This window comes from Pseudomonas sp. QS1027, assembly GCF_002814235.1.
In the GTDB taxonomy this organism is placed as follows: Bacteria; Pseudomonadota; Gammaproteobacteria; order Pseudomonadales; family Pseudomonadaceae; genus Aquipseudomonas.
Genome location: NZ_PHSU01000014.1, coordinates 57,164 through 81,631, shown reverse-complemented (window position 1 = coordinate 81,631; position 24,468 = coordinate 57,164). Strand labels below are relative to the sequence as shown.

Genomic DNA, 24,468 nt, shown 5'->3' with positions numbered 1-24,468 from the left:
GAAAAAACCGACCCCCGAGGGATGGCCGGCTGCTGGGGGCAATGTACAAGAGCCCCCACGTGCTGCCACCTATCAGCACTTATAGGTTCAGCCCCGGGCGCTGCGCTTTTTCATCACGCAGGCGCCGAAATTGAGCAGGGTCTTGCCCAGGCTGGTCCATTCGCTCAGGCCCGGTTTCGGCAACTGGTGCCTGGCCATGCGCTGCAACTGATGCTCGTACCAGGACACATTCAAGGTGGCGATCCGGTCCAGGGCGTCGAAGCCGGTACTCAGGGGACGCAGGTCCATTCGGTAGTGCGCCTGCTGGAGCAGCTTGGCCGGCATCTGCGGGTCCAGTGCCAGGGGGCGGGCCAGGCCGATAAAGTCGGTGGCGCCACTGCCCAGGGCCTCGCCCATGGCCTTTGCGGAGCGAAAGCCGCCGGTGACCACCAGCGGCAGCGCACTGATCTCGCGCACCCGCACGGCGTAGTTGAGGAAATAGGCTTCACGCGCCAGGGTGCTGGCCGCCGGGTCGCCGACCATCACCGGGCTTTCATAGGTGCCCCCGGAGATCTCCAGTTGATCGAGGCCCAGTTCGCTCAGGGTCCGCACCACCTGCAACGACTCTTCCTCGGTGAAGCCGCCACGCATGAAGTCCGCCGAGTTGAGCTTGATGCCCACCGGGAAATCCGCGCCGACCACCGCCCGAATCGCCTGGTACACCGCCACGACAAAGCGCATGCGGTTGGGCAGGCTGCCGCCCCAGCGGTCCTCGCGCAGGTTATGCCGTGGCGAAAGGAACTGGTTGATCAGGTAACCGTGGGCGCCATGGATCTGCACGCCGGTGAAACCCACGGCCTTGGCCAGCCGGGCGCTGGTGGCGAACTGTTCGATGATGGTCTCGATGCCCCGCTCGGTCAGCGCCCGCGGCCGGTTGAAGTTTTTCTCCAGGCCACCCTCCAGGCTCACCGACGACGGCGCGACGGGCTCCTCGCAGAGCAGGTTGATGATCTGTTTGCCGGGATGATTCAGCTGGGCCCAGAAATGCGTATCGCCCTCGCGGGCGGCGCGGGTCCAGCGCTCGAAGGCGCCGAGATCGCTGTGGGAATCGAGGACCACGTTCTTCAGCTCACCGATGGCCTGGCGGTCGACCATGATATTGCCGGAGATCGACAGCCCGATGCCGCCTTTGGCCCATTGGCGGTAGAGAACCGGCAGGCCGGGCGACGGGTTGTGCCGGCGGTCGCCGAGTTGCTCGCTCATGGCCGCCTTGACCAGGCGGTTCTTCAGCACGCAGCCATTGGGCAGGACAAAGGGGCTGCCCAGGGAGGGTGCGTCCTGAACCACGGACGCCTCCTCGGGCAGGATCGATAACGAACGGGCCAGTGTTGACGACAGTGTCGTATGGGTCATTTGAGCGCGCCCTCGGCGGTGGTTTGCAGATAGCCGGCCAGTGTGCGAATCGTCGCGTATTGCACCAGCCAGCGTGGTTCGACGATACGACCCAGGGCACGGCTCAAGGCCGACGCCACCTGCATCGCCCCCACGGAGTCGAGGCCATAACGCGGGAAGCTTTCATCCAGGTCCGGGTCGGGCACCTGGAGGACCCTGGCGACCACTTCACGTACCTGGGCCAGGGTGCTGGCGCGTACCGCCGGCGCCTCATCGGGCATGGGCGCAGTGGCCTCGCCCGCGAAGAACAGGCGATCCAGTCGGTCGATCGTGGCCTCGTCCAGCAAGTCCAGATCATGTGCGCCGACGACCTGGCACCAGACGGCCGGGTCAAGGATCGAGCCATCGCGGCACTGCTGTTCCCAGGCCAGCAGCTGCGCGTGCAGGCTCGCCAGCGGACTGGAGACTGTGGCGGCCGGATCAGACAGGGGTTCAATCCCCAGGCCACGACAGGCCTGCGCCGCATCGACCACCGCCAACGCCCCGACCACCCCGCTGTCCGGGCTGGCGTGCAGATAGGCAAAGGCTGACTGGATATCGATCAGCCCCAGGCCCAAAGCCTGCAGATGGGCAGGACGGTTGTCCGGCATATAGCGGTCCACGCACCAGGCACCCCAGCAATGCGCCATCGACACGCCACGCCGCTCACCTTGGCGCTCCAGCCGCTGACGATGGCCCACGAAGGCATTCTGGAAGGCCGCGGCATAACCGTAGTCCGCCGAACCGCGAATACCGTAGGCGGCCATGGACGAGAACAGCATGAAGAAATCCAGCGGCTGACGGGCCGTGACCTGGTCCAGGTTGATCGTGCCCTGGACCTTGGCGGCAATCGAACGCTGGAACGCGGCCCAGGTCTTGTCGACGATCAGGCCATCGTCGACCAGACGCGCGAGATGAATCACCCCGTGCAACTCGCCGACCGCGCCGACCCGCTGCTCCACCACGGCCTGCAAGGCGGCCCGGTCGGTGATATCGACGGCGCTGTAATGCACGCTCGCGCCCAGGGCCCGGAGCACATCGCAGCGGGCCTGCAGCTCGGCGTCCGGCGCGGAACGCGAGACGATACTCAGTCGGGCCTGGAAGGTCCGCGCGAGTTCCTGGCACAGCAGTTCACCCACCGGTCCCAGTCCGCCCACCAGCAGGTAGTGGCCGTGGCGCCGAAAGCGCTGCACTTCGCCTTCAGCCCGTGGACGCTGGACCAGGTGTCGGCGCAGTCGTTGCGTGCCCTGATAACGCAGCATCGCCACTTCGCTGCCCTGGCGCTCGCCGGCCAGCCATTCACGGACGATCAGTTGCAGATCGTCGGCCTGGGCATCGGCCTGGTGCTGCAACAGGGTCCAGCCGTGGTGGCTGTTCTCCAGTGTCGCCGAACGGGCAAAGCCGTACAGCGCCTGCCCATCGCATTCACTCGTGGCGAGCGCCGGGCCGTGCACATGGAAATACTCCACGGCATGCTCCCAATCGGCGGCCATCAGTCGACGGCTGACCTGGAACACCGCCTCGATCTCGTCCAGGGCGCCAGGCTGCGGCACCTGGCCGGCGGTCGCTGCATGCCCGAGGAAGAACACCGCGTCGGGCAACCGCCCGCTATTCGAACCGATCCGCGGGTCCAGGTGTTCCAGGGTCGGCGCCGTACTGGCGGCCTGGGCCCACAAGGCCTCGATCAATCGGGCAAAGGCGCCGAAGCGCTGCGGCTGCGAGGTGACCACCGCCACATGGGCACCGGACAGGGCCTTGATTCTGGCCGACCAGTCAAGGCTTGCTGGCAGGTCCTGTTCGCGCCATTGCTCCTCGCAGAACAGCCAGCTATTCGGCGTTTCCTCCTTCACCACCACGGGCGCGACCGTCGACGGCGCCTGGAATGCCGGCGCCACCCAGTAGGACTGGCGCTCGAACGGATAAGTCGGCAGCGACAGCCGACGCCGTTCGGCCGGTGTGAACAGGCTCGGATAGTCCAGTCCATAACCCTGGACGAACGCCTGGGCCACCGTGGCCAAGGCTTCGCCACGGGCTTGCGCATCGCGATTGCCGGCCAGTCGGATCAGCGCCGCCCGCGCGGCTTCGAGAACCGCCGGCTGTTCGACGAAGCTGCGCGCCTCCCAATGCCCGACCTGCACCGCCGCAGATTCGCGACCCTTCAGCCAATCGCGCAGGCACGCCAACAGTTGCGCCGCGTCCGTGACGACCAGGGCCAGGCGGAACTCGTGATGCTTGCGCCCGACCATCAAGGTGAACGCCACCGCCGCCGTATCCAGGGACGCCTGGGTGGCCGCGTAGCCGAGCAGGTTTTCGGCTTGCTGGCGCAACTGGGCAACCGAGCGCGCCGACAGCACGATCAGCCAGGGCGGGCTGCTCTCCCCGCCGCGCAAGACCGGCAGCGGTGGCTGCTGCATGACCAGGTGCGCGTTGGTGCCACTGAAACCGAACGAGCTTACCGTGGCCCGGCGCACGCCACCGTCGATGCCATTCCAGGCACTGAGCTGGCGATTGACGAAGAACGGACTCCGGGCAAAATCGATGGCCGGGTTGCCGACCGCGAAACCCGCCGCTGGTGGCAACTGCCCATGACGAAGTGCCAGCGCCACCTTGAGCACCCCGGCCACGCCGGCCGCCGTGACACAGTGCCCCAGATTGGCCTTGATCGAGCCCAGGGCACAGTAACCGTTGCGCCCGCCCTCATCGCCAAACGCCCGCTTGAGGCCCTCGAACTCGATGGGATCGCCCAGCGGCGTGCCGGTGCCATGGGCCTCGACCAGGGAGATGGAAGCCGGTGCAATGGCGAAATCCTCGTGCACCTGGCGGATCAGCCGTTCCTGGGAACGTGCGCTCGGCGCGGTAATGCCATTGCTGGCACCGTCCTGATTGATCCCGCTGCCGCTGATCACCGCCTGGATATTGTCGCCGTCGGCCTGGGCCTGGCTCAGGCGCTTGAGGATCACCACGCCAACGCCCTCGGCCGGGACAAAACCATCGGCGCGCTGGTCGAAGCTGTGGCAATGACCGGTTGGCGAAAGCATGCCGGCATTCTGCGCCGACTGGTAGAACGCCGCGGTCGACTGCACGAACACACCGCCCGCCAGGGCCATCTCGATCTCCGAGGTCCACAGCGCCTGGCAGGCCAGGTGGATCGCCACCAGGGAACTGGAGCAGGCGGTATCGACGGCAATCGCCGGGCCTTGCAGATCCAGGTAGTAGGCGATGCGCGCCGGCACGATCGAACTGGCATTGCCCCAGAACGCCTGGGCCGGCGGCGTCTCGACGAACAGCGAACGATAGTCGCCGGCACTGCAGCCCACGTACACCCCGACCTTGCGCCCGGCAACGGCGTCGGCCACATACCCGGCGTCCTCCAGCGCCGTCCAGGATTCCTCGAGGAACAGGCGCTGCTGGGGATCCATGCAACTGGCTTCCAGGCCGGAGATATTGAAGAACAGCGGATCGAAGCCATCGATCCGTTCCAGGAGGCCACCCCGGTTGCAACGGCCCCTGGCGGGCTCGACATCATCGCCGCTGGCCAGGTCCCAGCGCTGCACCGGCCCGGTCAGGTCATGGCCGGCGGCCAGGTGCTGCCAGAGTTGTTCCAGGGAGTCGGCCTGGGGGAAACGTCCGCTCATGCCGATGATTGCAATCGGCTCGCGCTCGAACGACGGGCGGGTCGGGGGTTTTTCTTCGGCTACTTCGGGGCGCGCGACAGGCCACGGTTCGGCGGCTGGAGCGCCGGATACCGAGGGTTGCACCGGCACCGGCGCGACAGCCGGGCTCGCCGATGTGGCCACCCCTGGCAAGCGCAGGCTGGCGCCGTGCTGTTCGACGATATGCGTGGCCAGCCGGGTCGCGGTGGAGAAATCGAACAAGGCCATGGTGCCGAGGTTGATGCCCAACTGCTCGTCCAGGACCCGCACCAGGTTGACGCCGGTAATCGAATCCAGCCCGTAGTCGGAGAAAGATTCATCCGGTTCTATCACTTCCAGCGCCACCTTGAGCGCCGTGGCCACACAGGCCATGACCACCTGGCGAACGCCGGCACGCAGGTCGACTGCTGCCGGGACCGGCTCCGGACGCACCGCAGCCGCTTGGGACTGGCCGCTGTCGATCGCCACCGTCGGCGCAACGACCGGCACCTGCGCCACCTGGCGTGACAGCCGGGCCACGCCGTCACTGCGGGCCATGATCACTTGCTGACCCAAACCGTGGAAAGACTGCGCCGGGAAGCCCACGCCCCGATAACCTTCCTCTTCCAGCACCCGCTGCCAGTTTTCGCTCGACAACCCTGGCGAACCGGGCAGGCGCAATGCTTCGTCACGGTAACGCCACCAGCCCTCCAGCAGGCCGAAGGTCAAGTGGCTGAACAACGAGGCTTCGCTCAATTCGTTCAACAGCAGCCAGCCATCGCCCTTGAGCGCTGCCTTGGCATGCCGCAGTACCTGGCGGATATCGGCCGTCGCATGCAGCACATTCGTTGCGATCACCAGGTCGTAGCCGCCGATCTCCAAGCCTTGTCCGACCAGGTCCTTCTCGATATCCAGCAGTCGATAGGCCAGGTATGGCCGGCCGGCGCCATAGGCCTCCTGTCCATGCAGCAGAAACGCCCGCGAGACATCGGTGTAGGCGTACTCGCCGACCTCGATACCCAAGCCGTCCAGGGCTTCGAGCAGCCGGGCGCTGGTGCCCCCGGTCCCCGCGCCGATCTCCAGGATGCGCACCGGCACCGTGGCGTTTTCGCGACCGGCCCTGACCCGCGCCAACACGGCCTGGATCAACACATCATTGAAGTAGTCCGACACCGCGTTGTGTTTGTAGATGCCCTCGACCAGCGCCATCGATGAATCGGGAAATATCACCTGGGTCGCCCGCGTGCGGCCGCCCAATACCGCCGGCAAGGCCCGCAGGCACGCATCCAGCAGTTGCACCTGGGCGCGTCGATCCGGGTTGGCCTCGCCCTCGCCCAGCACCTGTTCCCAAGCCGCCCAGGCCTCGGCTGCCGGTATCCCACGCAGCAGCGTATAACGCGGTTCGAGCGCCGCGTCGCCGCTCAGATAACCTTGGACCGCCAGCCACTTCAGGCTGTGTTCCAGCCAGCGCCGGTCAACCCCGACCGGGCCCTGGGCCCGCGCCTGCAAGCGCTGGTAAAGGGCATCGAGCGAGTAGCCGCCCGGCTCGGCGAACAACCCGGCTTCGCGCAACTGCACCAGCAGCACCTGGCACAGCGGCGCCTGATGCTGCCGCGCGCCGTCGCGATAGCGTTCCAACAGGCCCGCCGCGTGCCTATCGCGGGCACTGACCCAGGCCTGCACCGCCGGCTCGATATCCAGCGCTACCGCTGACACCGACGGCTGGCCGAGCCACTGCCGCGACGCGTCGCTGCCCGGCAACGCCACGGGCGCCAGGGTCTTGATAAAGGCCAACTGGTCCAGGGGACCGGCCAGCAAGGTCTCGATCGCCTGCATGGCTTCGCGCGGTTCGATGGAGCCGATCCCTTCGCGCGCCATGCGCTGGCGATAGGCATCCGAGGCAACCACCCCGGTGCCGCCCCAGTAACCCCAGTTCATGGTTTTCACCGGGACCCGGCTTTCCTGGCGCCAGCGCGCGGCAAACATGTCCTTGAACGAGCAACCGAGTGCGTAGTTGGCCTGCCCGGCGTTGCGGGTAAAGGCGATCAGCGAGGAAAAGAACAGGACGAAATCCAGCGGCTGGCGGGCAAACACCTGGGCCATGCGCACACTGACATCGACTTTGGCGGCCAGGCTGCGCTGCAACTGTGTTTCGCTCATATTCGCCAGGCCACGGTCATCGAGGACAATGGCCGAATGCACCAGGCCGTCGATACGCCCGAAGCGCTGGAGGATCGTCTCGTTGGCCTGTTGCAATTGCCGGCTGTCCGTGGCGTCGACGCTCAGGTAGAGCGGGCGCGGTCCGTGCCGGGCGATGTCATCGAGGCTGGCCTCGATCGACGCATCCAGCGGCCGCCGGCCAAGCCACACCACCTGGGCGGCATGGTCGCGCGCCACCACTTCGGTCCAGACCCGGCCCAGGCCGCCGCTGCCGCCAATCACCACATAGACGCCACCCTGGCGGTAAACCGGGGTGGTATTCGCCGACGGACGATAAAGCACCAACTGCCGCGCCCACCAGACGCCGTCACGCAGACGGCGACTGGTCTCTTCACCCTGAACCGGCACGCTGAAGACCTGTTCCCAGGGCAAGGCCGTGGCGTGCTCAAGATCCAGCGCCTGCACCGTCCAGTGCGGCATTTCCTTCGCCAGGCTGCCCGCCAGGCCATGAATGCCGGCATGAGCGGGCTGCGCGGCGTCAGCCGACCAGGCGTCACGGGTAATCACCACATAATGCAGCGCCTGCTTGTCGAACCCGCAACGCAGCAAGGCCTGGACCAGCCGTAGCTGCTGCCGGGCCAGGGCCTGTTGCTCCTCGACCAGGCGCTCGTCGCCAAGGCTGCGGGTGCTGCCCGGCGCGAGCAGCAGCACCAGCCGATCAAATGGCGGTAAAGCCTCGAACCTGGCCAGCAGTTGCTCGACGCTGTCGTCGAGCGCCACCCGGCACTCCAGCCCATTCACCCCGGTGGCGCGCAGCGCCTCCAGCGCAAGTCCGTCGGCGCCGATCACCAGCGTTGCCGCCGTTGAAATCTTCCCGGGCTGCAACGCCAACGGCGCCCAATCCGGTGCCAGCAGCAGATCGCCGGCAGGCAAGGCGTGTGTATCGAGTGCAGTGTCCGTCGTCACCGACGCCGACCACTCGCGGACCCGCAGGCCCTTGAGGCTGACGCACAATGTCCCTTGCTCATCGAACAGTTCCAGGTCATGGCCCTCGCGGCCCTGGCTATGGCGCGCCGACACCCACATCCGCGCGGCACAAGGCGCATACGCCAGCAGTTCGCCGAGGGCAAAAGGCACCCGCAACGGCTGCTCGCCGCGATTCAGGAGCTGGGTCGCCTGCAACGCGGCGTCCAGGATCGAAGGATGCAAGGGCTGCCGCTCCAGGGACAGCAGGTCCCCAGGCGCCAGCTCGATCAGGGCCAGGACCTGTTCCTCGCTGCTGTACAAGTGACTCAGGCAGCGGTGGCTGGGCCCATAGTCGATCCCCAGCCTGGCGAAGGTTTCATAGAATTGCGCGGAGGTCGGTTGCTGAAACCCCGGCGCGCTGCGCAGTTGCGCCAACAGCGCTTGAGGATCGATGCGTTGGGGCGTCTCAAGCGCCAGCCGTTGTAGCGTGCCACGAACCTTGATCGCCTCGCCGCCGGGAACACGCGAAACGCCGTCGCCCTGGAGGATCTCGAACCCCACCGCCCCGCCCGACCCGGGCTGCAAGCGAATCTTCAGGCTCACCGGCTCGGCCTCGACCACCACCGGTGCCAACCAGAACACATCGCTCAGGCGCAATCCGGCCGCTCCGTCGACATCTTGTGCGCCAGCCTGGAACAGGGCCTTGCGCGCCAGCTCCAGGTAGGCCACACCGGCCATCATCCGCCGGCCCCGGACCCGGTGATCGGCCAGGAAGCTTTCCTCGCCATCGACCCGGGTGGTGTAGCTCAAGCCCTCCAGGCCGGAGCTGTTGACCAGGGCCAGGGGACCGGCAACCGGCACCTCGTGGCGCCCGGGCAGGCTGTTTATCCCTGGCCCGTCCGGGTGGATGCCCGTATACCAGTAACGCTCCCTGGCAAAGGGATAGGTCGGCAACGAAACCTTGCGGCCACCCTGGCTTTCCAGCAACGCCGCCCAGTCAATCGCGACGCCGTTGATCCACAATTCCAGCAACTTCTCGAAGCGTCCGGCGGTCACCCATTGGCGTTGCAACCGGGAAAGATCGTCGTCCCCCAGCAAACGGGCAACCGAGCTATCGCCGTGTCGGCACGAGCCGCTGTACAGCGTCCCCGCCTCACCGCGCTCGTGCAGATACTCGTGCAGACGGGCCCGTAATTCCTCCCAGGAGCCAGCCATGAACGCCAGTCGTTCATTCAGCGCTTCGCGCCCCGTGCGCAAGGTGTAGGCCAGGTCCTCGAACAGCAGGCCCTGCCCCGGGGCCAGGTCACAAAATCCCAGGTAACGTTCGGCCAGCTCGTGCAAACGCTCGGCATTGGCCGCGCTCAGGAGGATCGGCAACGGCCGTTGCTGCGCCGCCGGGACAACCTCGCGCGCGGCCAGCGGATACTCCTCGATGATGAGATGGGCATTCGAGCCACCGGCACCGAACGACGACAGCCCGGCCAGGCGCGGGCACTCGCGGACGACGCCATCGACCTGCCGTGTCGGCCGTGGCCAGTCAGCCAGCTCACGCTGGACAACAAAGGGCGAATGCTCGAAATCGATCGCCGGGTTCAGTTCACTGCTGTGCAGCGAAGGCACCAGCTGTCCATGGCGCATCTGCAACAGCACCTTGGTCAGGCCGGCGATACCCGCGGCGCTCTCGCAATGACCGATATTCGACTTGACCGAGCCCAGGGCACAACGGCCCTCGCCGGGCCCGCGCTGGCCATAGGCCTTGGCCAGGCCGGCCAGTTCGATCGGATCGCCCAGGGCGGTGCCGGTGCCATGGGCCTCGACATAACCGACCTGGCGCGGATCGACCGCCGCCGCCGCCAGTGCCTGGCTGATCACCTGTGCCTGGGCATTCGGGTTCGGCACGGTAAAGCCGTTGGCCTTGCCGCCATGGTTGATCTGGCTGCCGCGCACCAGCGCATAGATCCGGTCGCCATCCGCCAGGGCCTTGCTCAAGGGCTTGAGCAGCACCGCACCGACGCCTTCGGCGGGCACATAACCATCGCCACCGGCACCGAAACTCTCGCAGCGCCCGCGGCTGGAAGCGAAATTGCCCTGGGCCAGGCCCAGGTATTTGTTCGGGTGCAGATTGACGTTGACGCCACCGGCCAGGGCCACTTCGCAATCGCCGCTGCGCAGTCCCTGGCACGCCAGGTGGATGGCCGTCAGCGATGCCGAGCACATGGAGTCGACCGCCAGGCTCGGGCCCTTGAGCCCCAGACACCAGGACACCCGGTTGGCAATCGAGGCGCTGCTGCCGGAGAGGGCCATCGGCCGGCCGAGCAAGGTCTGCTCGGCACCGTAGAGCTGATACTCCTGGTACATCACACCGACATAGACGCCGGTACGTCCCGCCTCGCCCTGGCTACGCAAGCCTTGGGCCAGCCCGGCATCCTCGAAGGTCTCGTAGGCACATTGCAGGAACAGCCGTTCCTGGGGGTCCATGAACTCGGCGTCATGGGGCGAAATATTGAAAAACAGCGGGTCGAACTGGTCGACGCCGTCGATAAAACCACCCCAGCGACTCAGCGACTTGCCCTCGGGCTTGAGGACCTGTGCCGGGTCCCAACGTTGCGCCGGCACTTCGGTGATGCAATCGAGGCCCTCGACCAGGTTCTGCCAGAAGACCTGCAGATTGGCGGCCTGCGGGTAACGCCCGCTCAGGCCGACGATGGCGATCGGTTCCGGGGTGCTGGTCGAACCAGACGGCGCGACGACTGCCGCTGACGCCGTAACCACGGGTGGCAGCGGCACCTGGGCCACGAACGGGGTGAATGTCGATGGCGCGTCGGGCGCCAGTTCATTGAGCCTGGCGCCGTGCCGGAGCAGAAAGTACGCCGCCAACTCCTCGATCGAGCCGTGCTCGAAAAACAAGGTCTTGGACAAGGCGCCGAAGGACTTCTCCAACTCGGTGGTCATCTGCACCACCATCAACGAATCGATGCCGTAGTGCTCGAAATGACGACTGTCCTGCAACTGTTCAGGCGCGACCCGGGTGACCGAAACCAGCAGTTTGCGCAGCAGCGCGAGGATAAACGCCTGGGCGTTTGGTGTCGGGGTGGCGGTATGTGTGTCCACGGTAAGGGGATACTCCATCGCAGCAATGGAAGACGCTGCCGGCAGGTGTCCGGCGCACTGCGCGCAGACCTCGCGCAGGCAGCTGCAGTGGGACAGCGCCAGGCTGTGGGGCGCCAGGTCCAGGTGCTCGGCCATGCGCCGGAACAGCTCCTCGCGTTGCACCCGGTCGAAGCCATAGTCGGCAAAGGGTTGTTCGGGATCGATGTCCGCCTCGGGCACGCCGGCAAGCAGCGCTGCCGTCGCGCATAACCACGGCTCCAGTGGCTCCAGCGCGGACGTCGCAAGCGCCTCGACCGGTGCCGGCGCAGCGCCTGTTTCGCCGAGCAATGCCCGGGCCTGCGCCTGGACGCCATACAGCACCAGCAGATTCGCCTGGGACTGGCCGAGCGCCTGGTACAGCACCTGCAAACCCACGGCGGACGGCATCGGGGTCAATCCCCAGGCCGTGTGCAAGCGTGCCAGCGACGGCGCATCGATGCGCAGGCCGCCCTCTTCCCAGTAAGGCCAGGCAATCGAAAGGCTGGTGCCGCTGCGCAGGCCGCGTTCGACCTCACTGGCCCGCAGCCGGGCAAAGCCATCCATGAAACGGTTGGCGGCCGCGTAGTCGGCCTGGCCGACATTGCCCAGTTGCGCGCTGATGGACGAGAACAGCAGGAAGACATCCAGCTTGAGCGCCGCCGTGGCGCTGTCGAGGTTCAATACCCCCTGGACCTTCGGCGCGAACACCTCGGCCAGTGCCTGCCCGGTCTTGTGCAACAGGTAGCCGTCGCGGGTCACACCGGCGACGTGCAACACGCCATCAAGCCGGCCGTAACGTTGCAGCACCTGCTCGACCAGACGTTGGGTCGCCGCCAGGTCGCTGACATCCAGCGCCCGGATATCAATGCGAGCGGTACTGCCGTACAGGCGCTCGAGCGCCTCCGGTCCGGGTGCGGCCGCCACCTGACGGGTCGCCAGGATCAGGGTCGCGCCGGGCGCATGACGAACAATGTCCTGGGCCAGGACGCGGCCCAGGCCGCCCAGGCCGCCGGTGATCAGGTACACCCCGGCGAATTTCCAGGGTGCCACGGCGGGCTGTACGGGTAGCGGCTGCCAGGCCGAACCTTCCCAGCGCCCATGACGCCAGCGCAAGCGCGTCTGACCCAGTGTCAGCGCACTGTCCAGCGCCGCAGCCCAATCTTTTTCAGGCGACTCGATATCGAGTATCAGGCACTGCGGTTTCAGCGCCGGATATTCCTGCGCGACACTGCTGAGCATCCCCAGCAGCCCGTCATTCAGCCCCTGGCGGTCACCCGCCTCGACCAACAACTGCAGGTGCAGGGTCCGGCCGCCGCCGTTGCGGATACGCGACTGGAGCTGTGTCATCAAGGCAATGGCCGCCTGGACATAACCCTCGCCCAGGGGCAAATCCTGCTCGACCAGCCTGACCCAGGGCAACCCGGCCAGGGCCCGTTCGGCCTGTAGCCGTGCCGGAGCAATGGCAACGATCACCAGGCGATCCTCGACCGGCTCGCTACCCGCCCCGCTGCTCGTTTGCGCCGGCGTCCATTTTTCGCTCCAGAGCGTCGGTCCACGGTCGGGGCCTTGCGGCCGGCCGGCGGCACGAAAGGTCAGCCCGCTGAAACGCGCACAGACCCGCCCACTCTCGTCGGCCAGGCTGATATCGAGCGCCGGGATCGCTGATCGGCCCAGCACTTCACGGCGTACCACATGCGCCCACATGCGTGGGCCACAGGTGCCGAAGAGATCGAAACGTTCCAGGGAAAACGGTACCAGGGCCTCGGGCGTCGGCCAGTCATGGACCAGCCAATGCGCCGCCGCTTGCAAGGCCGCATCGGCCATCCCCGGTTCGAGCCGCCAACCCGGGCCGGCATCCGCGCGCCGCTCCAGACGCGCCAGCAGTTGCGCACCAACGCCATGTCCGGCATTGACCGAGCTTTGCTCCACACCACGAAAAGCCGGACCGTAGTCGATGCCCACCGATTCGAAATGCCGGTAGCACTGCTCCGCCCCCAGGACCGAGGCCGAACACAACTGCTTCAGGTTTTCCAGATCGAGGGGCGCGGGAGTGGCGACCTCATCCACGGCACAGTGGCCGAGACAATGCAGCCGAGCGCCATCGGCGCCAGCCAGGGTAAAACTGTCGAAGCCTCCCGCCAATGCCGGCGGGTTGAAGCGGATCCGCACCCGGGTCGACGCTTCCGTCACCCGCAAAGGCTCCTGCCAGGCCAGGTTGACCAGGCTCAGCGTGGCCGTTTCCGGCGCCTGGTGCCGTTGTCGCTGGGCGACCCCGACCATCTCCAGGAAAGCCACCCCCGGCATGACCCGCTGCCCGCCGATCCGGTGCTGGGCCAGGAAGTATTCATCACCGTCGAATGTCCATTCGAAGTCCGCCGCGTCCTCCACCAGCGCCGCGCCGCCCATCGGATGAGCCCGGCTCGCCTGCACCCGGGAGGTCAGCAGAGGCACATCGGCGCTCGTGTCGCTGACCCAATACCGCTCACGGGCAAAGGGATAACCCGGTAGCGGCAGGCGCTGGCAGTCCAGCTCATTGAACACATTGGAAAAATCCGCGGCTTCACCCCGGGAGAACGCCAGGGCCGGCGCACACAGGCTCGCCAGATAACTCCGTGCCTGGCCGGCGGACTCTTCGACCCGGTGCAGCAGACGTTCATGACACGCCAGCGGCGCCTCGGCAAAGGTATCCACTCCCGGCGGATACGCCTGCAACCAGTCCTGCAAGGCGCCGATCAATTCGCCGCGGTCGACCGCCAGGGTCAGGAACCGGTACTCGAAACGCTGGCGTCCGGTAAGCAGGCTGTAGCTCATGTCCAGCAAGGCAAAGTCGTTGTCCTGCTGACAAAAGCCCAGCAACTCCGCCACCCGTTGGCGCAATTGCTCCGGAGTGCGGGCATCCAGTCCGATCAGCACCAGCGGCACCTGACTGGGCGGACGCAGACGCGACAGTGCCTGCTCGACCACCATATGCGCATTGGTACCGCTGAAGCCGAAGGAACTGATGGCAGCGCGCCGTGGTTGGCCTTCGCCAGCCGGCCAATCCCTCAGGCGAGTATTGACAAAAAACGGACTGGCAGTGAAATCGATCGCCGGATTGGCCTGCTCGAAGTGCAGCGAGGCCGGCATCTGCCGATGACGCATGCCCAGCAGCAGCTTGAACAGCCCGGCCATGGCCGCCGCTGTCGCCGCATGGCCCATGTTCGACTTCACCGAGCCGATGGCGCAGTAGCCCTTGCGCGAGGTGTTGCGAGAAAACGCCGCATTCAGTGCCTTGAACTCGATCGGATCGCCCAGGCGGGTCCCGGTGCCATGGGCCTCGACCAGCTGGATGCTCTGCGGATCAATGGCAAAACGCTCATGCACCGACTCGTGCAGGCGCTGCTGGGACAACGCGCTGGGGGCAGTAATGCCATTGCTGGCGCCGTCCTGGTTGATCGCCGAACCGCGAATCAGCCCATGGATATGATCGCGATCGGCCAGGGCGTCGGCCAGGCGCTTGAGCACCACCACCCCAACCCCTTCACCCGGGACAAAGCCGTCGGCACGGCTGTCGAAGGTGTGGCAGGCCCCCCTGGCGGAAAGCATGTTGGCGCGATTGGCTTTCTGGTAGAACGCCGGTGTGGATTGGATAAATACCCCGCCGGCCAGGCCGATTGCGGTATCGCCGGCAAGCAGGCTCTGGCAGGCCATATGGATCGCCACCAGGGAACTGGAGCAGGCGGTATCGACCGCGATGGCCGGCCCCTGCAAGTCCAGGTAATAGGCAATCCGTGCCGGAATGATTGACGGCGCATTGCCCCAGAACGACTGTGGCGGCGGCCCGGCACTGAACAGGCTTTCGTAATCGCCCTGCTCGCAGCCCACGTAGACGCTGACATCGCTGCGCCGCCGTTCGCCCATGCAGCCGGCATCGGCCAGGGCATTCCAGGCTTCCTGAAGAAACAGCCGTTGCTGGGGGTCCATATAGGTGGCCTCCAGCGGCGAAATATTGAAGAACAGCGGGTCGAAATACTCGATGCCGTCGACAAACCCGCCGCTCGCGCAGGCCGCTTGTGGGTCCATGCCCGGATGGCAATCCTGCGGGTCCCAGCGCTCGACCCGGCCCACCAGGTTTTCGCCGGCGGCCAGATGCTTCCAGAACGCCTCCAGATTGCGCGAGCGCGGGAATCGGCCACTGACGCCGACAATGGCAATGGCCGTGTCGTCGCTCGCTGGCGCGGGCGCCTCGACCCGGCTCTGCGCCTGGGGCTCCGGCGGCGGCGTGGTGGGAACCGCGGCGACGTTCAGTTGCGGGTATTGCGCGACGATATAGCCCGCCAAACGCTCGATGCTGGTGTAGTCGAACAGGCAGGTGGTGTAGAGATCCAGGCCCAGGCGCGTATTCAACTGGCGCACGGCCGAGACCCCGGTGATCGAGTCCACGCCATAATCGGCGAAGGGTTCGTCATCGCGGATATCGGCCAGCTCGAACTGCAGGCTGGCGGCCAGTACTTCACGCAGGGTCTGCATGACCTGCTGTCGATTGTCCTGAGCGGCGGGCGCCACCTCGGCGACCGCCGTAACGGCCTCTTCGACCACCGCCGGCGGTTGCACCGGCGATACCCGGCGAGCATGGCGCACCACGCCGTCGCTGCGGGCCATGATCACTTGCTGGCCGAGGCCATGGAAGGCCCGCGCCGGAAAGCCCACGCCCCGATAACCTTCCTCTTCCAGCACCCGCTGCCAGTTTTCGCTCGACAGCCCCGGCGAACCGGGCAGGCGCAACGCCTCGTCGCGATAACGCCACCAGCCCTCGAGCAGACCGAAGGTCAAGTGGCTGAACAACGAGGCTTCGCTCAGTTCATTCAACAGCAACCAACCGTCGCCCTTGAGCGCCGCCTTGGCGTGCCGCAGGACCTGGCGGATATCGGCCGTCGCATGCAACACATTCGTCGCGATCACCAGGTCATAGCCGCCGATCTCCAGCCCCTGCCCGACCAGGTCCTTCTCGATATCCAGCAACCGATACGTCAGGTACGGCCGACCGGCGCCATAGGCTTCCTGCCCATGCAACAGAAATGCCCGCGAAACATCGGTGTAGAGGTACTCGCCGACTTCGATCCCCAGCCCGTCCAGGCCCTCGAATACCCGGGCGCTGGTGCCCCCGGTGCCGGCGCCGATCTCCAGGATGCGTACCGGCGCCGCAGCACTTTCGCGACCCGCCCGCACCCGCGCCAGCACCGCCTGGGTCAGCACATCGTTGAAGTAGTCCGACACCGCGTTGTGCTTGTAGATCCCCTCGACCCGGGCCATCGAGGCTTCGGGAAACATCACCGCGGTCGCCCGCGTGCGACCGCCCAGCACCGCCGGCAACGCCCGCAGGCAAGCGTCCAGCAGCTGCACCTGGGCGCGCCGATCCGGGTCCGCCTGGCCATCGCGCAACGCCTGGTCCCACGCGCTCCAGACCTCGGCGACCGGCGTCTCGTCCAACGCTTCGTAACAGGGTTCGGCCGCCTCATCGCTGCGCAGATAACCTTGTTGCACCAACCACTTCAGGCTGTATTCCAGCCAGCGCCGGTCGACCCCGACCGGTCCCTCGGCCCGCGCCTGCAAGCGCTGGTAGAGCGCGTCGAGGGAATAGCCCACCGGCTCCGCGAACAACCCGGCTTCGCACAACTGCACCAGCAACACCTGGCAGAGCAGCGCCTCCAGGCCCGGCAGGGTCAGGCCGCCACGCAACTGCGTGGAACCACGACCGTTGAGGGCCGCCTCGAACAAGCGGATCGTCGTAGCAACGCTGTCCTGCCCAGCGGGCACCAGGCTGATCTGCCGGTCCGGCAACTCCAGCCCGGATGGCCGCGCGGCCGCGCTGCCGGTCACCGCGACATGGAGCAACGGCCCCGACAGTACAAAATCGGCCGCCCGCATTGCCGGCAACAGTTCCACCGGGGCGGTGCCCTCGCGCTCGCGCAACACCTCGAGCGCCGCCGAACCGGCCAGCGCTCCGACCTCCGACCAATAGCCCCAATCGATCACCGCCACACGACAGGCCAGGCGCTGCGCCAGGCTTGCCGCCAATTCGTCGATAAATACGCAGCCCGCCGCATAGTTGCCTTGATTGGCGATCCGTTCGAAGGCGTTGATCGAGGAAAAGAACAGCAGGAAGTCCAATGGCTCGTCACACAACGCCTCGGCCAGCGCCGCCCCAGTGTCGACCTTGGCCGACAGCACCTGGCGAAACGTTTCTCGATCCATGCGTTCCAGGCTTTTGCCACGCATCAGCATCGCCGCGTGAATGACCCCATGCAGTTGCCCGTGCTGCTTGCGGATACGCTCAATGGCCTCGGCCAAGGCCTTCGGATCACGGGCATCGGCACACAGGTAGGTGGGCGCCGGCCCCTCGCCCGCCAGGCGCTGGATATCACGGCGGATATTTTCGTCCAGGGGCCGCCGGCCGATCCAGTAGACATGGGCTCCATGCTCACGGATCAGTCGCTGGGTCCAGGCCACGCCGATACCGCCGGCCCCGCCGATGATCAGGTAGCAACCGCCCTGGCGATAGGCCGGTGCCACCTCGGGATAGTCCACGGGCAGCAACGCTTGCTGGTACCACTGGCCGTCACGCCAGGCCCGACTGAGCGCGGCGGGTTGCGGCGGCAGACAACGTAAGGCGTCGAGAGGCAGCGGCTGCTGTTGCTGGAAATCCGCCAGGCGCACCTGCCAGGACGGGCATTCCCGCGCCAGCGTTCCCGCCAGGCCGTGCACGGCGGCGTGGGTCGGGTCATGGGCTTGCCCCGAGCCGACCTGCAACGCCTGGGTGGTTGCCACCCAGAGTTCCAGCGGCCGCTGGCGCAAGCCCATCAGGAACAGGCCCTGGCACAGCGCGAACAAGGCCATGACCCCGGCGTCCTGGGCCTCGATCAGCGACTGTGCGTGCCAGGGCTCGCCGCAGCCTTCGGGCGCCAGCCAGACCAGGCGCTCGAACGGTGCCAGCTCGCTCAATGCACGCTGCCAGTCTTGCCCGCTCGCCTCGACCGGGGCCGGCAGGAACAGCACCGAGCCGAACGGCCGGCGCCACTCATCGGCCTGACGTTCATCGGCCCCCACCACCACGGTGTAGCCGACCTCGACAGGGCTCGACGGCAGCCATTGGCTCGCGTCCTGCGCCACCCACTCGACCGCGCACAGGTGCGCCTTGGGCGCCGCCGCACCGGCCTTGAGAATAAAATCAGTGGCGCTGGCACAGAGTCGACCGTCATCGCCGATCCACTCGATATCGAAACTCCAGTGACCGGTGCCGGCACTCCGACGGGTGACCTGGACCCAGAAGCGCTCGGGCAAGCCCCCCATGATCTGTAATTGCCCGACGGAAAAGCCCAGCCTGACGCCCTCCCCGGAAAGCTCCAGGGCCAACAGCAAGGCCGCCTGGAAAGCCGCATCCAGGGCCTGCGGGGCAAAGGGAAAGGTAGCGTCGGATTCGGCTGGCGGCAGCACGATACGCCCCAGCAGCGACGCATCGCCGTCCAGCCAGCTCTGCTGGAGGGCGCGGTAGCTGGGCCCATAGGCCATGCCGACCTTGCGCAGCCGTGCATAAAGCGCCTCGCCTTCCAGCTGGGCAGCGCCATGCCGTTGTCGCAACGCGGCGATATCGCGTAGCACCGGCACCACCGGCAGCGCCTCGATACTGGCGCTGCACAGCGGATGGCCGAGGCCGTCCGCGCGGACATCGAACTCACTCAAGGCCCCATCGCGGCGCAGGTCGACCTGCACGCGAGCGCCTTCCCCCGTCAATGCCAGCGGTTGCAACCAGACCACCCGGTCGAACCGCAGCGCCGTCCCTGCTCCCGCGCCCCAGGCCTTGGCCGCGACCGCCAGCAACACCGCACCCGCCACCCAATGCCGATCGGCGATCACATGGTCGGCGAGGCTCGGCTCGGCAATCGACAGAAAGTGCCCGGTAGCCGGCCCACGGACCTCGGCCAGCGGCAGCCAGTAACGGTCGCGGGCGAAGGCGTAACCCGGGAGCCCGAGATGTCGACGGGGTTGGCCGGCAAACAGGCCGGCAAAGGCAATCGTTGCCCCTGCCAGAAAATGCCCGGCCAGTTCGTTCAGTTGTCGGAGATACGGCTCGCTTCCCCGCGCCGCCGCCGAGGACAGCGCCTGTACCAGCCGTTGCGCAGCCTCCTCGCGCCCGGACAGGTCCGTTTCACTGTGGACAGGGTTCGCCACGGAGGCCTGCGCGGCGTTGTCCAGCAAGCGGATCAACTCGTCCTTGTCGCGGACCACCCAGGCCTCGCGGTACGCCATGGCTTCACGCCCGGTCAACAGCACCTGGCTGATGGCGCCCAACGCCACCTCGGCGCCGGAGCCCTGCAACCAGTCGCGCAGCTGTGTGCATTGTCGACGCAGGCCCGCCTCGCTCTTGGCCGACAGGGCAATCAACCAGCCAGGGGCCGTCGATGTCACGGGCAACGGTTCGACCACACCCGCCTGCTCCAGGACCAGATGCGCATTGGTCCCGCCAAAACCAAAGGAGCTGACCCCCGCCCGGCGTACCGGCGCTTCACCCGCTCCGGCCGGTAACGCTTGCCAGGGCTGCAAGTGCGCGACCGGATAGAAAGGACTGTCGCGCAGTTCGATACGCGGGTTGAGCCGGGAGAAATGACACAGCGGCGGCAACTGCCCGGCCTTGAACGACAGCAGGACCTTGATCACCCCGGCCACTCCGGCCGCGGCTTCCAGATGGCCGATATTCGACTTGGCCGAACCGATCCCGCAGGTTTGCCCGGCGATAGACTCGCCGGCACCCGCAAAGACCTCGGACAAGCCCTGGATTTCAATCGGATCGCCCTTCGGCGTGCCGGTACCATGGGCCTCGATATAGGAAATGCTCGAGGCCGCGACCCGGGCATCGTCCAGCGCGGCACGAATCACCGCCGCCTGGGCCTGGGCACTCGGGTAGGTCAGGGTGTGGGTCTTGCCGCAATGGTTGACCGCGCTGCCCTTGATGATCCCGTGGATCGGGTCGCCGTCCTCCAGGGCCCTGGCCAGGGGCTTGAGCAACAGCACACCGGCGCCTTCGCTGCGGACATAACCGTCGGCGGCCTCATCGAAGCTCTTGCACGAGCCGCTCGGCGACAACATGCCGGTCTTGGCGAAGGAGATATGCCGGGTGGGAGTCAGCAGCAGGTTGATGCCGCCGGCCAGGGCCAGTTCGCTTTCCCCCAGGCGCAGGGACTGCAAGGCCTGGTGAATCGCACTCAGGGACCCGGAACAGGCCGTGTCCACCAGCACGCTGGGGCCACGCAGGTCAAAACCATGGGAGATCCGGTTGGCGATCACCGCGGCGGCGCTGCCGGTGGACTGATACGCCTCGATCGGCAGCCCGGCGCCTTCGAGCAACTCCTTGTAGTCGTAGTTGAACGCAGCGATAAACACCCCGGTGCGTGAGCCCGCCAGGGCGGACGGCAGCACGCCGGCGTCCTCCAGGCAATGCCAGCTCAGCTCCAGCATGATTCGCTGCTGGGGGTCCATGTTGTGGGCACTGGCCGGGGAAATGCCGAAGAACTTCGCATCGAACGCCTCGACCTGGTCGATGCAACCGGCATGGCGGGCGTCGCTCTTGTTGACCTCGGACGCCGGGTCGCCCCAGTACTCGCGCCAGTCCCAGCGGCTGGCGGGGATCTCGTCGACGCTGTTGCGGCGGGCCGCCAGGTTCTCCCAGAACGCCTGGTAATCGGCGGCGCCGGGAACCCGACAGGCCATGCCGATCACGGCGATATCGCCGGCCGCTGGGCCCTGCTCGGCGGCCGGCGTCTGCACAGGTGCCTGCCCGGTCAGGCGGCGTATCAGGCTGCTCAGCGGATTGCTCATGCCACTGCGCTCCCCAGTGTCCGTGGCGCTGTCGCCGCACGGGCGGCCTCCGCCGGCGGCGCGGATAGCGCCTCGGGGTGGAGCATGGCGTTCAAGCGCTGGTTCAGGTAGTCGGCGGTGCCGTGCAACAGCCGGGTGGCGACGAGATCGGCATGGCGGTTCTGCCAGGCCTCCAGTTCCGTGCCCTTCACCCATTGGTTGAAGGCGCCCATGGACGGGCCGCAATGCACCTGGTAATCGACGCGCTGGGTCTCGCTACCGCTCATGGCCAGGCGCGTGCTGTGGATGAAGTACCAGCGGAACACCAGGGCCATCTTGTGCTTCGGATTGCTCAGGGCCTTTTCGATCTCCTGGGGCGCGACCTTGCCGTAGTACTGGCGGGTTTCCTCGAAGACCTCATCGAAGCTGCGCTTGAAAAAGGTCTCCTGGATCTGCCGGGAAGTCTTGTCGTCGAGTTCCTCCAGCGAGTCATAGCGCCGCCACAGGTCGTAGAGCTTGTTCGCCCGGGCTGGGAAAAACACCCCGCGCTTGAGCACCTGGACCCTGGCACCCAGTTCGAACATATCCCCGGCGGGGGCATATTCGGTGTCCTGCACGTTGATGTCCTGCAGCAGCGTCTTGACCGCATCGCTGGTGCCGGCTTCGGGTGTGCATTGGTTGATCGAACCGGTGACGATAAAGTCGGCACCGAGCATGAAGGCCGCCGCCGCCGACTCCGGAGAGCCGATGCCACCGGCCGAGCCGACCCTGACCGGGACCCGGTAACCGGCGGCCCGGCAGACGTTGTCCCGCAGGCGGATGATCGTCGGCAGCAGCACCACGGTCACGCCCATGTCGGTGTGGCCGCCCGAGTCGGCCTCCACCACCAGGTCGTCGACCATCGGCACCCGGCTGGCCAGTTGCGCCTGCGCGGCGCTGATCGCGCCTTGCGCCAAGAGCTTTTCCAGCAGCCGCGGCGGCACCGGATCGAGAAACTGCTGGGCCACTTCCGGACGCGAGACCTTGGCGATGATCCGGTGGCGGGCCTGGACCTCGCCGTTGACCTCCACCAGCCCGCGAACCCGGTACAGTGCCAGCGCCGGGGTGATCTGCATGAATGCGGCGGCCTCGATGACATCCACGCCCTGGCGCATGAACAACTCCACCAGTTCGGTTTCCTTGTGCGGATTCGACAGGTTGCACACCAGGTTCATGCCGAAGGTGCGCCCCGCGGTCCGTTGGCGGATCTCGAGGATCGCCGCCTCGACCACCGCGGTGCTGAGCCCGCCGGCACCGAAAAAGGCCAGGCAGCCGGCATTCACCAGCCGCACCACCAGCTCCACCGAGGCGATGCCCTTGTACATGCCGCCGGCCATATAGGCGTAAGTGAGCTTATAGGCCTGGCGAAACTGCGCGCTGCCCAGCCGCTCGGCCGTCAATCCATCGGATTGAACTACCGGGACCTGGGGCGCGGGACGCGGGTCGGCGGCGCGGCTGGCCGGCACCGGCGTGCGCAGGATCTTGCTCAGCAGGTTGCTCAGCACATTGCCGGGACCCACCTCCTCGAAACGCTCCGCGCCAGCCTGGCGCAGGGACTGGATGCTCTCGACCCATTGCACCGACGAGGTCACCTGAAGCTCCAGGCGACGGGCAATCGCGCCGTCCTCGTGGGGCCGGGCATCAACGTTGGCAATCACCGGAATGCCCAGCGGCTTGAACGCGACCTGCGCCAGGTCGCGGGCGAAGGCTTCGCGGGCCTGGGCCATGTAACGAGAATGGAACGGCGCGCTGACATTCAGGCTGACAAACACCCCGCCCGCCTCCTCGATCAGCGGCTGTACCTTGCGCAGGTCGTTTACCGGCCCGGCCAGGACGATCTGTGTCGGGCCATTGAAATTGGCGAAGTCCAGGCTGTCGACGCCGGCCTGTTGCAAGGTCCGGGTGATGGCTTCGCGGTCCATGTTCAGGACCGCCGCCATGCCGCCGTCCACCACCTGGGCCATCAGCTCGCCGCGCCGCTTGACCAGCCGCAAACCGGTCTCGAAGTCATAGGCCCCGGCGGCAAACAGCGCGGCGAACTCACCCAGGCTGTGCCCCAGCAGATAATCCGGTGGCGGCGTGCCGGCGGCCTTGTCGAGGTAGGCCAGGACGCTGACCACATACAGCGCCGGCTGGGTGAACTCGGTCCTCGCCAGCTCGTTGCGCGGGTCGGACTCGCACAGCTCGCGGATCGAGTAACCCAGCACATGGTCGGCACGCCGGGTCAACTCGGCAAAGCGTTCGAACAGGCCTTCGCCCATGCCGCGGTGCTGTGCGCCTTGTCCAGGAAACATGTAAACCACTTTGCTGGTGTTCATAGCCATGATCTCCCTGCGGACGTTGCTGCGCCCCAGATGTGTGATGCATCGTTCGAAGGGGCGAAGCGACGCGTCGAATGGACTCAGAATGAGCCGGTCAGTGGACGCCGAGCCGACGGCGCGGCAGCGTTTGGCAAAATTGGCCATCGACCCGGAAGGACCGACATCGAGGTATTCGTGGGCTCCGAGCTGTTCGAGATAAGCGATCGCCGGCGGCAGTTCCAAGCGGGCGCGCACCACGTTCCACAGGTAATCCGCTGCGAACCCGTGCACCGGCCCGCCGAACGTCGACGAGACGTAGCTGATCCGTGGAGACCTCATGGGCAAATCGGCGCACGCTTGGAGGAAAGCCCCGCGAACACTGTCCATGGCCGAGGAATGGAACGGCCGGCTCACCGCCAGGCGCTGGAACACCACGCCCTGTTGCCCCAGCAGCGCTTCGGCGCGGTTCAACTCGGCGACCGCGCCACTGATGACAAAATGTTCGGCAAAGTTGATCGCCGCCAGCTCGACCTCGATGCCTTGCCCGAGCAACTGCTCGAAGCGCTTTGCTGCATCGAGCACCGCGGTCATTCCTCCGGCTGGGCAGTGCTCGTGGAACAGCCGGGCCTGGCGCACCACGAACAGCAGCGCCGGTTCGGCTTCCACCGCACCGCTGACCGCCGCCGCCGCGACCTCGCCCAGGCTCGAACCAAGCACATGATCAGGTCGCACTCCCTGTTCGATCAGGGTCTGCGCCAGGGCGTACTCGAGCATGAAGATCGCCGGGTGCGTCACCAGGATGTCATCGAGGGCCCCCGGCATCGGCGTGTCGGGATACAGCTGCTGGAGCACCGAGTGCCCCGTGGCGCCCAAGACCACCTGATCGAGTCGCTCCAGGTGTCGTCGAAAGCCCTCATCCTGTTCGTACAACGCCCGGCCCATCTGGCGGTACTGCGATCCCTGCCCGGAAAACATGAAGACAATCGACACGCTGTTTCTCC

Annotated in this window: 3 protein-coding genes; all 3 read right to left on the bottom strand. The window is 66.6% G+C overall.

Annotated features, from left to right (window positions below; all coding sequences use genetic code 11):
* Nucleotides 1-87 precede the first annotated feature (87 nt).
* From CWE01_RS13400 to fabD, 3 genes are read right to left on the bottom strand one after another with little or no spacing between them, the layout of a single operon-like run.
* Entirely contained in the window at nt 88-1,392 is a 1,305-nt protein-coding gene (locus CWE01_RS13400) for an NADH:flavin oxidoreductase/NADH oxidase family protein (protein ID WP_100941007.1), read from the bottom strand.
* Entirely contained in the window at nt 1,389-21,149 is a 19,761-nt protein-coding gene (locus CWE01_RS13395; protein ID WP_177410475.1) for an SDR family NAD(P)-dependent oxidoreductase, read from the bottom strand. Before CWE01_RS13395 ends, CWE01_RS13400 begins: the two co-directional genes overlap by 4 nt.
* Nucleotides 21,146-24,457 (bottom strand): ACP S-malonyltransferase, encoded by a 3,312-nt coding sequence (gene fabD / locus CWE01_RS13390; protein WP_100941005.1) that lies wholly within the window; start codon nt 24,455-24,457, stop codon nt 21,146-21,148. Before fabD ends, CWE01_RS13395 begins: the two co-directional genes overlap by 4 nt.
* Nucleotides 24,458-24,468 lie beyond the last annotated feature (11 nt).